This window comes from Spirosoma pulveris, assembly GCF_054781875.1.
The window spans coordinates 24343-41650 of record NZ_BAAGTO010000022.1; the positions used below are offsets into that span (position 1 = coordinate 24343).

Below are 17308 nucleotides of genomic sequence, written 5' to 3' on the forward strand. Positions count from 1 at the left end.
TTACTAAATCAATAGTTTAAGCGAAATTATTTCACTTGTTATGGCTGCGGCCGAACCGCATCGGCGGGCCGATACGTGCAAACATATATTTATAAGGCCCATGATCCGTTGGTCAAAGAAAAGATCATTCAACTGGTACTCAACGGAGCAGGTGTACGTGATACAGCCGTTAACCAGAATACAGTCAGCACCCAGTTTAAAAAAGTAGCGGAGCTGTTCATGTCAATCCCATGTATCAAGTAGATCTGCTAGAAAGTTATCGGGTGTGTCTGCTCGGATGGTGCTTTGGCTCCACTCTCAATAGTGATTGCAAATCCTCTTGTAAAGTCATCCGCCTTAAGACGAAGAAGCGTTTTCATGTATCTACTCGTTAATTCGGCGTGTCATTAAACAGTAGACTTGCCACAATTTAACGGGTAAAGCGTCAGGTGCAAGTCAAGAATAAGGCAATAAGCCACCTTCCACAGTAGGAAACACAAGTGTAACACTGGTCTTTAGTGCAAAACGGGGCCAAAATGAAAATAGCCCCATAAAACACTGATTTTGAGGAGTAGTAAAGAAAACGATCGTTTACTTTACTGGCAAGTTAGTTGGCAAAATATAGCCTACTTTGACTCATTCAAAGGCAATAAATCCTGTTAAACTATCAAAGTAAGCTTAGCTATACTGAGTATTGAGTTTTATGCCACTCTATTTTCATTTCGGCCCCGTTTTGCACTACAGACCTATATCATTGAATGACTAGATTTGAAATCAGAATTATTTCTGGCTGTTCAAACTCTGCTAGTGCCTGCCTGTTTGAACGGATTCTATAACGGAAATCTGACAGCTATAAGATGTTAACAACGTTTATGGAAGCACAAGTCGAATTCCACAGCCTAGGGGTATATCCGGGTATCCCGTATAAGTGGTACAATACTTTCACCTAAATAGATAGTTTACAATATAAATTATCTGTAAGAAAGCAAGTTATACCAATGAATAGGCTTACACTTTATCAATTAACTGAAACCATAAAACATAAGGGCTATTGGCTTCTACTCAGCGGTAAACCACGGAAAAATAGCCACTACCAGCGATTAAGTTTGTCGGAAAACCATCATTTTAGCCTACTGGGCCACATAAGTTAGTCTAAGTAAAAGGAATCGTTTATTAAGTAAGATAATTAAGGCCAGCTTTTTAAAAATCTATCATTCAAACGCCTGTTCACTAGCCAGTTAACCTATAAGAACGAAAGCATTGTACCACTTATACAGGATACCCGTATATAGTATCGGGCCGTTTACCGAAATATTGTTGATTTTTAGGCGATGCCTTTCCGGCAGCGAATTACCAATTCAGTTATGATAGGCCTGCCGCCCGGCGAAAATCGGGGTCATTGGCAAACACTTCGAGGTCGTTTTCCTTCAGGTCTTTGTTCGGAAAATCCTTATCCATCATTTCCCGGATTTTTTTCTTCCAGCGTTCGCCCATTCCCGCCGTTTGCCGTACCACCGCCAATGCCCGCGTTTTAGTTTGGGTAATTGCCTCCTGATCGGTTGGATTGTTTTTCAATAGCCAAGACATTTTCTGCCCATAAGCCGCTGCCAGATTGGCCCATACCCCCGGCGAAACTAGATTATGGCTGTCGCCCACATATTCTTCACCGTACCGGATAGCATCATCAAAACTTCTGGGTGGGTCCTGAAAAAGTGATTGAAACGTTAGAGACCGGTAAATATCCCGGCGGAGTTCAGGGCTTGTGGCAGGCGTCAATTGTTTGTAGGCCTGCCACAATTGTTGAAGCGCCCCTGCCTTATCGCCACTATAATAGAGAGCTGTTGCATAGGCAAACTGTTTACTAAGATCATTGCTTAGCAAACCGGCAATCTGTCCGTACGCCTTTGCTGCGTCATCATAATTACCCAGCGAAAGTTGTGCTTTTGCCCACACGGCGGTTTCTTCCGGCGAGGTCAATTCGGCAAGAGGCTTACTGGCCACATTTTGAGCCACTTTCTTCTCTTGGGCCCCCAAAGGGATAGCCTCCTTACCCGGCACTGGCACCGCAATGTTGTCGATTTGCTGTTCTAACAGTCTGCTATTCATGGCTGCCCTGTCGGCCCGGCTAAACGCACCCGTAATGTACAGTCGCGTAATCAGGTATGCTCCAATGAATCCCAGAATAGAGAAGTAAAGAATCATGCCTGTCGAAAAATACGCCAGGCTGGTATCCAATCCGCTTGCCACGTATTGACCCGCGCTTTTGAGTCGACCGGGAATTGTTCGTAGTTCTACCAGTCCCAGCCCAACGATAATTTTGGTAAGCCAGTCAGAAATCTGCTCCAGATTGGTATTCACGCGCAAATCGTAGCCATCGGGTTGTGGAGGAGCGGGTGCTGAAGCAGGCGTGCCGGAGGGGGTCGTCGAACTGGCCGGAGGGGGTGGCGGGTTATTCCCCTGAAGGACCTTAGGAATACCGAACAGAAAACCGATCAGCGTACCCATTACAAAACAGGCTAATGCCCATAGAATAGCCGTCATGGGCTGGGCATCGGCCGTACCAACCCAGACGAAAACAATTCCCATAATGAAGAATACAGCCATACCCACCAGAACGCGAATTGTATCGCTCTGGAGTGGGGTTTGTGGAAGGGTAATTGGGGGCGTTTTCATTTGGATGCTATAATTACCAGATCATTACGGCATTATTCTTCTGAGAGCCGGAGTAATACATGCGAACGCGCAATTTGTACCGACGTCCTTTGAAAAGTTTGATTCGAATCGTGGCGTTGCGGTCATGGCCACTATCATCATCGGCCGTCTTAAAGCGGTATTCGCCCTCTATTTCTTCAAAAAGGGCCGCTACCACATCTGATGTACCAAATACCTGTATGGTATAATAGCGGGTATCAGCGGGCTCGATAACAAAGTTTTGTTGAGCGCCCGCGGCTAAATCCAACGGAAACGATTCGAATGGTTTCAGCGCCGGATCGCTGTGAGGAGTAAGTTGCGGGTAGAATTCCCGTACCCATGTTTTATCCCAATCCGACAGGCCGCCATGAGGAAATACCCCTTTCTGATAAGCTGTCGGTGCTTTAATTAACCCCGGACCAAACGGATAATGCATAACCGAGTTTGGATCCCAGTTAGACCCTTTTACCGTATCGGGGGCAATCTTCTGGATGATGTTATAGAACGTCTTCTCTTTCGACCAGCTATTGGGGGGAAGCGCAAGCGCCTTGTAAACCGCGTCCTCGTCCCACACAATTCCGGAGTTTGGATTTTGGTGTTCGTGTGGAAACCCAAGTGTATGACCAATTTCATGCACGGCCGTATCGAGTTCTTTTGGGTTGCGGGTAAGATCCCAGCCAAAATTCATGGTGCGCTGGTCTTTTCCTTTGTCGAGAATATCCCGGCCAATAAAAGACCAGGAACCATCGCCCTGCATGAAACCAATTCGAATTTCAGCTTCGCCCCGTGTTTTTACCTCAACGAACTCAATACCAATACCCACCCCCTTCCATACATCGAATGCCTGCCTGACCACATCCTTCTGTTTCTCATCGCTCGTAGTCCAGAGTCGCCATTCTTTGCTGCCATCCGTGAAAAATACATATTGTCCATCGGAAGGTTGATCAAAAAAATAATAATGTAATTGGGTACCATTGGTCCATTTGCTGGACATGACTTCAATGAGTGCCTGACGGTCAGGCGCAATACCGGGTTCGAAAACGCGGGGGGGCACCGGTGGTAAGGCACAGTAAGTCTGTCCATCGTCAACAATGGCCGATGCATCGAGTGTACGGCCTTCTTTTTTATTCGCCATGAGGTGGTTTATCTAAGTCTATGATGTCGACAAATTTCAGTAAGTATTTAGCGTACAAACAGGGGAAAAATCCCGTATCCAGATCAGATAATAACCCTTTTATGGTGTATGTCTTAAGTGGTATAACATGTGCAAAACCACGTAAAATGCGCAACTTGTACAACCATACACTTGTGATCATTTTCCTTTTATCATGTCGTTCAACGAACTCAATAGTACTGACTAATTCATCATTCGCCAGCTCACTGGCGTCAACTTCAACCGTAAATAAACCTAGGAAGACCCCGTCCCGTATGCGACGGATTGCGTTGAACAGTTATTAAAAAACAAGCGTCAAATAAACCCCTTGCCCGAATAAACGCTTAGCCTGACTTATGGGATAGTCTAACCCTTTCTCTTAAAAAGCCAGAAAGCGTACACGAAAAGGTCCGCTTTAGGCGATACTGGTTGGCGGGTGTACCTTATTTGAGAGGGTGGTGTTTGCGCATCTAAACCCGTGTTGGCCAACGGCTGTTGGTAACGCTGGTTGCCAGCACTCACTCTATGACCTGAAACACCCCTTGAAACTAAAGAATGGGCTTGTTGATCCCATATGAGTTTCGGAAACGTGCTTACGGAGGAAGGGGGGAAACTAGGTCGTAGTTTACTGACCTGCTGCGCGTCCGGGGTCAACTCCCGGGAAGAGCAGCAGGCAGAAAAATGAAGTGGCTTTGCCAGTAGATAGGTTGAAACAAACATACTGCCAACAAACCAGCCTAGTGAACGAACTCCATTCATGGTATGACTAGGGTTACAGTCCTGAGTGATTGACTAGGGGAGATAGCCCCGCTAATCTTGGCTTATCTCAGACTCGCTCAACTAGTTTACCCGTAAGCTACTGAAAACGTTACGTGCAATCTCACATTTGTTCGATCTACTATCTGCTCTTGGCTTATCGGATTGATAAGGGGGAAGCCTTAGAAATAGTAGCTACAATTTAGCGAATACACCCGGTTGTACCAGGTATCCTGTCGGTTCAGCATAGGCACGCCGGTTTGTGGATTCACACTGGTAAAATCAGCCAGTATGGGTTTTAGCCCATGATAATACCGGCTATCAATCACTAGATGCTGGCCAATGCGGTAGCCTAGCCCACCCGTAAAACCAGCGTCCCACGGATGGGTGTGATCAAATTTTTTTTCCTGATTAATCGGGTCCGTTATACGAATGTAGTTATTGACCAGTCGGCCAACTTGCCCACCAAGTTCTAAAAATACGCGTTCGGCTTTGGGCCGAATCCGGAGCATGATGGGTAGAGTCACATAATCAAAGGTGATAAACTGATGACCAACGACAGGACCCGTACCTCCGTATTTTAGATCAACCGTTTCTCCCTGGCGTGAGTAAAGGAGTTGGTAGACTAAAGCAACCGCTGGTGAAAACCGTTGTTCCAAGGATGCCCCTACGTTGTAGGTCCACCGACTTTTTTGCAGACCTGTATTATTTTTGATGAGCGCCGCATTGAGGCCACTAGTAAGACCTACCTGATAGGTAATATTGGGTTGGCCATACGTTACTAGGGTACCAAACATGCACAGCCCTATTACCATAGACAGGTTTGCTTTCATCGCGATAACTAGTCTACATCAATCCTTCTCCAGCTAATAAGCTACTTTGAGAGGCACTTTACTCGCCATTTTCCCTGACTCATTTGAAGAATTTGTTAAAAGGGTATGTAAGCTTAAATCATGTCGATGTCAACTGTATTCCTCTGAAAAAGCTTGACACCAACTGGGTCAAGTTATTACAGAGGAATACATAGCAAACGGTCAATGTTTACAAAGATGGGTCGATTTAAAATTCGTCCAAGTAAAGGCTTGAAATTATCATTAAATGAACCACGTAAATAGCTGTAGATTACAAGGTTGCGAGCCATTTTATCTTTCTGAAAAATCGTTTACGAAAACCCTTCAACGAATGAACAGAATTTCATAGTTTACAGACCAGATCTCTTGATTGTTTTTGTCCTAAAAGCGTTCACGAAAATGTTATCTTAAGTGAGCGATACTGCGAAAAGTACAATATATCCAATTAGTAAAGGCAACGATTGCTTTTAACCAATTTAAGGATATAGTCCTATTTTTTATAATGGTTTATAGGCAATAACAAAGCGACACCCGCGTGTACACGGTTTGTGTCAGTTTAGCGCTCATAACACCGGTTTATTTTCATTCATCCTCATTGTAGAACAGGCCTATACCTTTTTGTATAGGTAAGTAAACAAGTAAGAATCGATTCCTCAATTTCCTGAACCGGAATCATTCAGTAGCCATATCTTTTTGCTGCCCAAAATAGCAGACAGAGGCTACTTTAGCGGAATCCTTCTGGCCTTAATATCGGACGTTGTCTGCCCAGAATTGTCCGAAATCGTACAGCTAGTTGTCCCCATATCGTCTTTAGTCAAGCTCTGGAAGGGGTATAGCAACATGGTATGATAGTTGAGTCATATAGGCAGACGCAATAATTCATCGACCTATATGCTACGCAACTACCTGAAAATAGCCTGGCGGAACCTGGTTCGTCACAAGGGCTACACCTTCATCAACGTTTTCGGCTTAGCCATTGGGCTGGCCTGTTGTCTGGTTATTTTTCTGTATGTACAGGATGAGCTGCGGTTCGACCGATTTCATGCCAAGGCCAGCCAAATTTATCGCATTATCAACCACCGGAGTTCGGAAGGGGTGCAGATGGTCATGGCCCGGACTCCACCCGCCTATGGCCCCACGCTGACAACCAGCTTTCCGGAGGTTCAGCAGAGTGTACGCCTGTTTGAGTTTGGCGGCAATGAGCTGGTGGCCTACCGCGACAGGAAGTTCTTTGAATCAAACATCCTGCTGGCTGACTCTATGTTCTTTGCTTTGTTTTCCTTTCCCCTTACCCGTGGCGATGCGGCCCAGGTGCTTCGCTCCCCCGATGCGATTGTGCTCTCGGAGACGATGGCCCGCAAATACTTCGGCAGTCAGGATCCCCTGGGTAAGCCCTTGACCATTGATGGCACCTACAAATTTCGGGTGACGGGTGTTATGAAGGATGTACCCGTCTCATCGCACCTGAAGGCCAGTTTCGTGGGCTCGTTTAGCGCCTTGCGGGATATGGTCGGCTTGGAACGGCTCAAAAGCTGGGGCTGGCAACAGTTTTATACCTACATCACCCTGGCCGAAGGCAGCGACCCCGCGCAGGTAAACGCCAAACTACCCGCGTTTCTGGCCCAACACGCGCCCGGTGAGGTAGCCCAGCGTAACGCGCGGGATAATTATCAACTGCAAGCACTCACGGATGTTCATCTGCGCTCTTCGGACGTGGAGTATGATATCGCCCAGAAGGGTGATATTCAGTACATTTATGCCTTTTCGCTAGTGGCCGTCTTCACGCTGCTGATTGCCTGTTTCAACTTCATGAACCTCAGTACAGCCCGTTCGGCCCGCCGGGCCAAGGAAGTGGGTATGCGCAAAGCGGTGGGTGCCCAACGCGCGCAACTCATCAGGCAGTTTCTGGGTGAGTCGCTGCTGCAAACGAGTATGGCGCTGGGGCTAGCCCTCTTGCTGACCGGGCTGGTGCTGCCCACGCTGAACGACTGGACGGGTAAATCGCTGTCATTTACGGCTATGCTAACCATCCCGTTTGGGCTGAGTTTACTCGCGGCGGTGGCTCTGGTTGGCTTATTGGCGGGTAGTTACCCCGCTTTTTTCCTGTCAGGCTTCAAGCCGCTCAATGTGCTGAAGGGAGCGGTGAAAGGCGTAGCATCCGGAGCGCTTCTGCGCCGGAATCTGGTGGTGGTTCAGTTTGCCGTATCCATTATGCTGATGATCGGCGCAGGCATCGTTTTTCACCAGATTCGCTACATCCAGACCAAGAACCTGGGCTTTTCGAAAGAACAGCTGGTGTTATTGCCCGTTCGGACCAAAGCTATGCGCCAGACGATCGAAACCATCAAAGCCGAACTTTCCCAGAACCCCTCGATCGTGGGCGCCACGGCCTGTTACGGGGTGCCGGGTGGCCGCTTTGCGGGCGATGGGATCAATGTGCCGGGCCGTACGGAGCCGTTTTCGACCAATATGTTTCTGGTCGATGAAGACTATATTCCGACGATGGGCATGACGATGGTGGCCGGTCGTAATTTTTCCAAAGGCTATGGTACCGATGCGGGGGAAGGGTTTGTGCTGAACGAAACGGCCGTTCGGGAACTGGGCTGGGGGACCCCCGCCAAGGCCATTGGTCGATCCATCAACTGGCGGCAGTGGGAACCCCCTACCCCCGCCGATTCGATCAAGCGGGGCAAAGTCATTGGCGTGGTGAAAGACTTTAATTACAAGACCATCCACCAGAAAATCGAGCCGATGGTCTTGCAGATCGTTCCCGCCGAATATTCGCACCTGGTGGTTCGTATCCGACCCGGGGCCACAACGACCGCTCTGGGTGTATTGGGCGAGAAATGGCGGGCCGTTGCCAGTGAATGGCCCTTCGAGTACACCTTTCTGGATGAGCAATTTGCGGACCAATACCGATCAGAACAGGTTTTTGGGAAGGTATTCGGCCTGTTCACCTTCCTGTCCCTCTTCATTACCTGTTTGGGTCTCTTTGGGCTGGCCGCCTTTACGGCTGAACAGAGGACGAAAGAGATTGGCGTTCGGAAGGTGCTGGGGGCTAGTGTTACGAGCATCGTCGCTTTATTGGCCAACGATTTCCTTCAGCTGGTGCTCATTGCCCTCCTGATTGCTTCGCCCATCGCCTGGTATGCCATGAGCCATTGGTTAGCCGGATTCGCTTACCGGGTAGCGATCCACTGGTGGATGTTTGCCGGGGCCGGTTTGCTGGCCCTTGGTATTGCCTTTCTAACGGTCTTCTTCCAAAGTGTAAAGGCTGCCTTGACCAATCCCGTTAACAGCTTACGAAGCGACTAAGGCGTACTTAAAAACGGCGTGAACGCCTACTGACCGGGCTGCCTGGCGTCAATGGAGGAGCCTCATGGATCCCATTAAAGTGGTTATTAGGCGGTCAATCGTCCTGTCAGTGGCCACCTAGTCTCCTGGACGGGTAACTAAACGGATGGCTCAGGTTCGCCCTGGCGATCCAACATCGTTTGAAACGGCTTTTTTATCATCCTGTTTGGCTAACTCAATCCCCTTATGTTTCGAAATTTTTTTAAGACGGCTTACCGAAAGCTATACCGACATAAATTCTTTACCGTACTAAGCGTCATGGGCCTGGCTCTTGGCATGTCCATCAGTTTATTGTTCGTGGCACTGCTCTCGTTTCTGTACCGATTTGACGATTTCCATCCCCACAAAGACCGGATCTATCGGATCACCACGCAACTACTGGATAAAAAAGAAAATCCCCGGTATGCCTCCGCGCCGGTGGGGCTGGCCCAAAAACTAAAGACTGAATTGGCCGGCGTCGAAAAAGTGGTCCGGATTCACAGTTCCTTTGGCGGGGAGGCCAGTTACCAGGAAAAGAAGATTCGCCTGAAGGGCTATTTTGCCGATCCTGCGTTTTTTGACGTGTTTAGTTTCCCCTTTCAGCAAGGCAATCCGGCCACCGCCCTCACTAAACCCAATGCCCTGGTTCTCACCCAAACCCAAGCCATCAAACTGTTCGGTAGCGCGGATGTGATGGGGAAAGTCATCACCCTGGAACCGTATGGCGATTTGGTGGTTACCGGTATCTTGAACGATGTCCCCCTTAACTCACACCTGCAGTTTGAGGCCATCGCCTCCTATGCCACCTTATTGTCATATAAAGGGGCTTCGTTTCTGGAGGATAACCAGGGGTGGCAATCGTTTGCTAATTCATACGTGTACGTGCGTCTTATTAACGACTATGAGCCCGCTGGGATTGAGGGGTATCTGAATGAACTAGCTAAACAGCGCTATACCAACCCGACCCGTCAAGCATCGTTTCAGCTTCAGCCACTGACTAAAATCGTACCCGGTCCTCAATTAGTTGATTCGTTAGGGACCACCTATGATTTTCTGCTCCTGTTGGTGGTTGGCTCGCTGTCGCTGATGATACTCCTGCCCGCCTGTTCAAACTATGCCCATCTGTCGATCGCCCAATCCCTGGAGCGCATGAAGGAAATTGGGATCAGAAAGGTGCTGGGCGGCCAACGAAAGCAGATCTTTTTTCAGTTCATTACCGAATCAATTCTCCTGGTGGGATTGGCCCTGCTGCTTTCCTACGTCATTTTTGATGTATTGCGACGCGATTTCATTTATCAAATGATCGAAACCGGGCCCCTGGATCTATCCCCAACCTGGGCCACCTACCTAGGTTTTGTGTTATTGGCCCTGGGGGTTGGTTTTGCCGCTGGTGTTGTTCCCGCGCTTTATTTCGCCAGGCTTACGCCCATCAAGGCCTTGACCGGCAAAGACCTAACGGCAAGCCGTGGCTCGATCTTCCGGAAGCTGATGTTAACCAGTCAGTTTATGCTCTCGCTGGGTTTTATTATGGCGGTTGTCATTATGATGCGGCAGTATCAGTACTCACTCCAGTATGATTTAGGGTTTGAGCAACAGAATGCCCTTGATGTTGACCTGCAGCACATCGATCCGCAGCGTTTCAAACATGAGTTTGGTCAGTTATCCGCCGTCAAGCGAATTTCACTGTCCTCCCATATTTTAGGCATTGAATCAGCCCCGGAACAATCCATCAAAACGTCCGCTCAGGGCGATTCGATCCAGGCCTCCTCCATGTCCATTGATGAGGCGTTTATTTCAAACCTGAAATTAACGTTACTGGCCGGGCGAGATTTTGGCCGGAATGCCTCCGAGAACGCACGCTTGATTCTGGTCAATGAAGAGTTTGTCAAAACGTTAAACCTGAAGAATCCGTCGGCGGCGATTAATCGATCCGTCTTCTTGGCGGATGGCCGGGAGGTGCGCATCGCTGGGGTCTTGAAGAATTTTCATTATGCGGGTCTTAAAAGCCCGATCCGAAGTTTCTTTTTTGATTATAATCCTGCCCGGTTTACCTACGCTACGCTGAAACTTGCGTCAAGTTCAGTGCTGAGTGAGCTCACCAAGATGGAAGCGCTCTGGAAAAAGACCGGGGGTAGCGGCAAATTCACGGCCCAGCTTTACGCCGATGAGCTTAAAGAAGCCTACCGTTTTTACACCGTGATTATTAAGCTATGGGGCTTTTTGGGGTTATTAGCAATTACGGTGTCCTGCCTGGGTTTGCTCGGCACGGTGTCGTTCACCGTTCAGAAACGGGTCAAAGAAATAAGCATTCGAAAGGTGCTGGGTGCCACCTCAGAAAGTCTGGTCGTAATGTTGTCAAAGGAATTTGTCTGGCTCCTGGTCATTGCCAGCCTGGTTACCCTTCCAATAATGTATTTGTTGTTTAATCAACTGCTGATCAGTGTTCAGTATTACCGACTCGAAATTGGGTGGCTGGAAATGGTGGTGAGTCTTTTAATCATAATGGGTTTAGGCTTGTCGACGATTCTATCCCAAACGCTGAAAGCGGCCAATGCAAACCCCGTTGATAATTTAAGCGTATCGTCCTAACTCAGATTCAAAGGTCAATTTTATAGACTCTGGGGCTATCAGGTCTTGCCAGTTCGGAGTGGCCAGCCACTAATTTCTTAAAAGGAATTCAGTGGCTGGCCAAATTGTATCTCCAAACAGATTCAGCCTTGATTTGTACAATTTGGAAAGTGTTCTTTTTGATATCAAAAGCTTGATAATCGCTAAAAAAAATACAATATTTTAAATGAATTCTTTGTTCACGAAAACGCTTCTTTAGATAGAATATCCATTGTTTAATAAGCCTACTTTATGAAGTTAGCCATTGATTTCGGTTAATGCCTACTATCTACCGGGTTAGATCTTGCCACCAAGGTAAACGGAAACTCTACCTTGGTGGCAACCTCCTCTATTTGTATTAGCACCCCTGCTCTATCATGTTGTACTAATTGGGGTTGTTGATCACTTTTATCGTTTGTGAATCGATAGGCGTAAGCACGTGAACCAGAAAAAGGCCGCTGCCTACCTTGTCCGACGGCAGCTGACACTCTTCCAGAGCACCCGCTCGATCAATCTGTTGCTCTATCAGCAGTCGACCCGTTAAATCTGTCAATTGTAGTTTCACCGGATACCCCTCAGCACCCGCTATAGTAAGCTTAATCAATCCGGCATTGGCCGGGTTACCCAAAACGCGGACGGTCAACTCAGGCCTTGCCTCCTCAACGCCTAATCGGCTGCCAGCACAAGCGGGTACTGAATATGTTAAATCGGCATTGTCAAACCCCTGATTCGTAGTAGCTCGCTGCCGGGCATTTAGTTTCAACGGTTTGGTCGTCTGCTTAGCGCTCAGAACAACTGGATTCTGGGTTGACCAGCCCTGGGTGACCCCCGAAATCTGATACTCGATGGCTTGCCCATTCCCCCCGATCGTGCGAAGCGTTAACTTTCCGCTGGCACAATCAAACACCGGCGGGACAAACTGCAGGGGGGCTGACTTGACGACCACCGTCGCCTGAGCCGGCTCACTGACGCAGGCTCCCTGTTGACAGCGGGCGCTATAGATGAAGGTCCCCACCGTAGCGGTCGCCAGGGCAACGTTACCGGTTCCAGACTGATTGTTGGGGCCTTGCCACTTAACCGTTCCCCCACTACAGCCGGTACTGACCAGATTGACAACTCCGGAGAACTGAGCTACATCAACGAAAGACTGATTGCCGGGGTAGAGCTGCCCCGACTGCGTGAGTAGGCGGGGAGCTGCAGGCGTCGTAACCAGCCGGAACGCCTGGCTGCTGCTGCTGGTACAACCCTGGCTACTGACACTATAAGTGATGGTGTAAGATTGCTCCGGTGTCAAACCCTGGGTGAGCAGTAAGTTGGCGGTCATGCCAGGACCCGTGAAGATCCCCCCGGGTGTTTCCGCCGTAAGAGAAATACTACCCGTACCTTGACAGAGACTCGTCGGTAAGCCCGAAAAGGCGGCCGGGTGTAGTGCCTTAACCACCAGGCTCAGGGTAGCACTCGTGGTCATACTCGCGGCATCAGTGATCAGCACACGCACCAAAAGGGGTTGAGCGGTATTACCCAGTAGTTCAATGGTGTTAACCAAGGCGTTGCGCAGGGTGGCTCCGCCCGTAGCCGACCAAGCATACGTGTAAGGCGCCGTACCACCGGTAACCTGAGCCGTTAACGTGGTGGTCGTTCCCGCGCAAAGCGTTGTTGTGGATGCGCTGATTTCACTCACTACTAAACTAACCGGTGGGACAACTACTACGGTAGAAGCAGTCGACGTGACACTGTTGCACGTACCAAGGGCTACCAGACTGTAATCACCCGCTTGATCTGGCTGTACACTGGCTAAGGTCAGGGTAGCCGACTGCTGACCGGATACGATACTCCCGTTCCGATACCAGCTGTAGGTCGTAGCCGGACTACTTAAGCCAACGGGCACTTGCAGGGGTGAACCCCCGATGACTGTGTTTTGACTGGCGGGTTGTTGGGTGATCATCAACCAGGCTGGACTTTCCTGCTGATATTCATAAGCGCCAATGTCCACACGGCCCCCTTCGGGATACACGCGCGGGTTACCCGCTAAATCAGTGGTCATTTCAGGCCCGGTTAAATAACTGGTGTGTTTACCTAAGTTGATGGCTGGTGAACAGGACCGGAGCTGTATCGTCTGTTCATTAAGGAAGGGGGAAGTCGTAACAATCTGGTTCTCTGACCCATATGAAAGGGTTGTACCCGCTTCCAGTACACTATTATAAGCTTCAGCCACACCCTCTCCCGTACTGGTTACGTCTCCGCGTTGGGTGAAATGTTCATTTATGATCGCATTACTACCCCCATTATTCCAAAGAATGCAATTTGTCATGGCGGGGCCGCTGGAAAGGTGCGTGTAATGGACATAGTACGGCGTAGCCACGTTGTAAAATGCTCCGCCGCTTTGGGCTTGATTGCCACTTAAAGTACAATTAAGGAACCCTGGTGCGGCAGTGGTGCCCGATCCCCCAGCCACATAATTATACATAACGCCTCCACTGCCTGAAGCACGATTATTGGTGAACTCACAATTGAAGAACTTTGGGTTGGAAATACCGGGGCTTCCGAGTTCGCCATAGACATAGTTATAGTTCACTCCCCCCGTTCCTGCGCTATTTCGAATAAAACGGCAATTGGTGAACTGCATACTACTCCGCCCACGATAAACATAAATGCCAAACGCACCGCCGGCGGCTGCACTATTATCAACAAAATCGCAATGAATGAATTTTGGTTGGATTAAACCAAACCAAGCGTCATTATAAACGGCACCACCTAATCCAATCGTTGTATTGTGCGTGAACAAGCAGTTCCTAATTAAAGGTGAGTTACTGCCCATGCCAGCATCTAAAAACACGCCCCCGCCACCGGTATTGCTAGCATAGCGGAGATCAGGCGTTGTCGTCGTTGCATTACCTCCTGTAACCACGACGCCATCCAATAGGGTTTGTTCGTTAGCGGCAGAAAAACGAACGACGTTATTGGTATTTTCCTCATCTAACCGATTGTCATTATCAATATCCCCCGATAAGGTCGTGCTACTGGGCTGCTCTGGATCAGTAAACGCCATCCGTTGGTTGGGATCTGCCTGGCTACCGGTATAGCCACCAACCACCTGCACGCCCGAGGGGATTATAAAGGAAACCATCCGGTCACCGGTCGCGCTGGGCTTATAAAGCCCGGCGGCCAGGCGAAAAACACTCCCTTCCTGAGCATCTTTTAGGGTTGGTTGTAGCTGGCTACCCGGTAAGGCATTCGCCCAGTCGGCACCGGATTGCTGGCCAGCCCCGGCAGGTGTAACATATACCGTTTGCGCCTGGAGGCCGAGGCTGCTGATGATCCACAAAAGACTGCCCAGCAGGGATCTGGTTGAAAGAACGAAAAGTAGATCGGTAAAGGTAGTTCTCATACGTTGGCGTTGTTTTGTTTAATTGATTTAGTGGATTGGTTGAAAAAGCGATTGGCCTAATTAAGCAGGTCATCTGCCGATGTTGTCTCACTCACGAAGAGAGGATTAAAACAACTACAGGCGATGAGCCGTACCCGGCTTGCAGGTTGTAGAACCCGAGCGGTAGCATTAACGCAAGAAAGGAAGTTCAGAAAGGCGGAGCGGCCTATTCTCTCAGCTCACTGGATGAGCAGGTTGTCGAGCCTGAAAAAGGGACAGGAAATGCAACAGGGGCCGTCTTGACCCAATTTACGGGAGCCGTGATAGTTAAATGCATTAGTCGAGTGTAGATAGAAGAAATAGCAGGTAGATCTGTTGGCTGTAAGTTATACACTACCATTGAGACTCCGTAATTCTCTGAACGATAAATTTTTGATAATGAGGAAACGGCCAACAAAAGTTAACTACATAGGCTGATCTTAAATTTTAAGTTAAACGAAGTCAGTCGCTAGTTTAATCGCTAAGATCTCAACTGAATGTTCGATTCACACTTTACCCTAAAGTTGATTCCATTTGTATAACGTTTTTTTAAGGAGTAGCTAGAAAAAGTACAAGTTATTCAGAGAGCTAATAATGAATTAGCCGTAGTTGTTTTGACAGTAAGATTCTATTCTGTACTAAATATTGTGGTGGTATATCAATGAGTGAATAGCGTAATTAAGTGGGTAATAAGCTGTTAATCACCGGCTGGGAGATTGTACATTTCTCAGTCAAGTTGTATAAGCAACGTTATGTTAAGCGATTATTATAAGATTAACCACTCTATACGAGCCCTGAAAACAGGCCGAATTGTAACTTGGAAAGGGAAGGCAAAAGACGGTTATTATGTTAATGGAATATCGATAGATTGAACCCGCAGACTACGAGTAAAGGACCGCTGTAAACATCTTAGGGGTTAACATAACGTTTACTTATATAACATCGAAGATTATGAAAGAGACCAAATTTTTCTCAGTAATGAAACGCATGAGTACTCAATTAAAAAAGTTATTCAAAGACGTGATTCAAGGCCGAATTAAGATTGATGTGCACAGTTTATCATAACGGCACTTATATACACCAACCAGTAATGGTTAGTCTTAAGCACTTTCTTATTAATCTTCAGCAGGGAGCTTATTTAGATGCTATTGTAGAGATGCCACCTAAATTAGCGGAAGATACTGGTTTCCGGCGATTCTTGGCCGCACTGTACTTGTACTACATGGCTATACTTGTTCTGTCGGGAGGGGTACTGGCGAAACTGGTAGGCCCCTTGCATCTCGATCTTGTTCAAGCCTCCCTGCTCACGGGGGCCATACCTTATTTTTTCTATCGACAAGTTCTAAGGCCTTTAGTCATCAATCAATTTGATTTTGTTTTAACTGATGCCCAAAAAGCAAAGTGCGTAAAGCTCTACCGCTACATTTTTACCGGTGCATTTGGCGTTTTTGCCATTGCTCTTATTATTGTCTTCTGTATAACTAAAAAGTCTTTCTAAGATTAAATAAGACGTGCATAATCTTTCTTATTTCCATTAACATGAGTCTAGTTATGCAACAGGTCTAGGAATAGTACTAACTCGCGGTGGGGCAATAAGTTGTACTTTACCTAGACCTGTTGCATAACTAAGAATATGTTATGTGAAAGATTTGCGGAACAACAGTCTATATTGCATTAACATGTACCCCAAATTGTTCAAACCGACTATGCTAAACTTACTGCGTCATACCTTACCGGTTGTTTCCTTATTTCTAGTTAGTTTGATAGGATGGGCTCAATCGGTAAAACCGAAAGTATACATTGATCCACGGGGTACTCGATATACTCCACAACAATTCGATAGCATTCAAACAGCGAATAGAGGTAAGCCCATTGCTCAGATGGATGTAATCCATAAAGAGCATGAAACTCAGATTATCTTTGAAGTATTGGCTGATAATCCAATAGATCAATTTAAAGCAAAATGGATTGGTAAGCAGCTACCAATCTTCTCGTTAAAGGACATTCAGGGTAACGTATATAGCAACACCTCCTTGAAAGGAAAATCAATCGTTATTAATTTCTGGTCAACAACTTGTGGGCCCTGTATCGAGGAGATGCCCCTTTTAAGTGATTTAATGGCCAAGTACACAGGTAAAAATATTGTCTTTATTGCTCCTGCCCCTGAGTCAGCTGTCCGAATTCAGAAGCTTCTATCAAAACGTCGATTCACATACACTGTTTTGCCTCAAGCCCAAGGGCTTATTTCTGCTTTAGCTGTTGAGGGGTACCCCAGTCATTTCGTTATTTCCTCAACGGGTGTTATTGAGGATATTTACACAGGTTTATCGTCTAATTCCCAAACAAATAAAGCCATGCTTGATAATCGACTCGTAGCTGCTATCGATAAGGTCTTGGAAAGCAACCGTATGCTACTGATTGAGTTGGACAGATATTAAAATCACCGTAACAGGCCTTCATATTGCACATTTCCGTACCTCACTTTCTTGTAAGGGTACCAGCGTAACTTGACTTTACGCTTTCGCTGGTGCA

9 protein-coding genes are annotated in these 17308 nt (G+C 47.6%); 5 read left to right on the forward strand and 4 right to left on the reverse strand.

From position 1 onward, the window contains the following. Positions 1 to 75: 75 nt before the first annotated feature. A complete protein-coding gene (locus ACYVJM_RS30820) occupies positions 76 to 243 on the forward strand; it encodes an IS1-like element transposase (RefSeq protein ID WP_461151972.1) in 168 nt (55 codons plus the stop codon). A gap of 1098 nt (positions 244 to 1341) precedes the next feature. Here the strand turns inward: ACYVJM_RS30820 and ACYVJM_RS30825 are convergent. From ACYVJM_RS30825 to ACYVJM_RS30835, 3 genes are all read right to left on the reverse strand, one after another. Then, a complete protein-coding gene (locus ACYVJM_RS30825; RefSeq protein ID WP_461151973.1) occupies positions 1342 to 2652 on the reverse strand; it encodes a tetratricopeptide repeat protein in 1311 nt (436 codons plus the stop codon). 13 nt (positions 2653 to 2665) lie between these two features. Continuing rightward, positions 2666 to 3805, reverse strand: coding sequence for a M12 family metallopeptidase (locus ACYVJM_RS30830; protein WP_461151974.1), 1140 nt, complete (start codon positions 3803 to 3805; stop codon positions 2666 to 2668). 956 nt (positions 3806 to 4761) lie between these two features. Beyond that, on the reverse strand, positions 4762 to 5376 hold the full coding sequence (locus tag ACYVJM_RS30835; protein WP_461151975.1) for a porin family protein: 615 nt from the start codon (positions 5374 to 5376) through the stop codon (positions 4762 to 4764). Between the two features lie 945 nt (positions 5377 to 6321). Between ACYVJM_RS30835 and ACYVJM_RS30840 the strand changes: the two genes are divergently transcribed. Further along, positions 6322 to 8745: an ABC transporter permease gene (locus ACYVJM_RS30840; RefSeq protein ID WP_461151976.1), complete on the forward strand. Its 2424-nt coding sequence runs from the start codon at positions 6322 to 6324 to the stop codon at positions 8743 to 8745. A gap of 225 nt (positions 8746 to 8970) precedes the next feature. Beyond that, positions 8971 to 11352: an ABC transporter permease gene (locus ACYVJM_RS30845; protein WP_461151977.1), complete on the forward strand. Its 2382-nt coding sequence runs from the start codon at positions 8971 to 8973 to the stop codon at positions 11350 to 11352. A 403-nt stretch (positions 11353 to 11755) separates the two neighbouring features. Here ACYVJM_RS30845 and ACYVJM_RS30850 read toward each other — a convergent pair whose 3' ends face one another. Continuing rightward, on the reverse strand, positions 11756 to 14758 hold the full coding sequence (locus ACYVJM_RS30850) for a choice-of-anchor Q domain-containing protein (protein WP_461151978.1): 3003 nt from the start codon (positions 14756 to 14758) through the stop codon (positions 11756 to 11758). Positions 14759 to 15866: 1108 nt separating this feature from the next. Between ACYVJM_RS30850 and ACYVJM_RS30855 the strand changes: the two genes are divergently transcribed. After that, positions 15867 to 16274 (forward strand): hypothetical protein, encoded by a 408-nt coding sequence (locus tag ACYVJM_RS30855; protein WP_461151979.1) that lies wholly within the window; start codon positions 15867 to 15869, stop codon positions 16272 to 16274. Positions 16275 to 16482: 208 nt separating this feature from the next. Next, complete coding sequence (locus ACYVJM_RS30860) at positions 16483 to 17214, forward strand: TlpA family protein disulfide reductase (protein WP_461151980.1); 732 nt, start codon at positions 16483 to 16485, stop codon at positions 17212 to 17214. Positions 17215 to 17308: the final 94 nt, after the last annotated feature.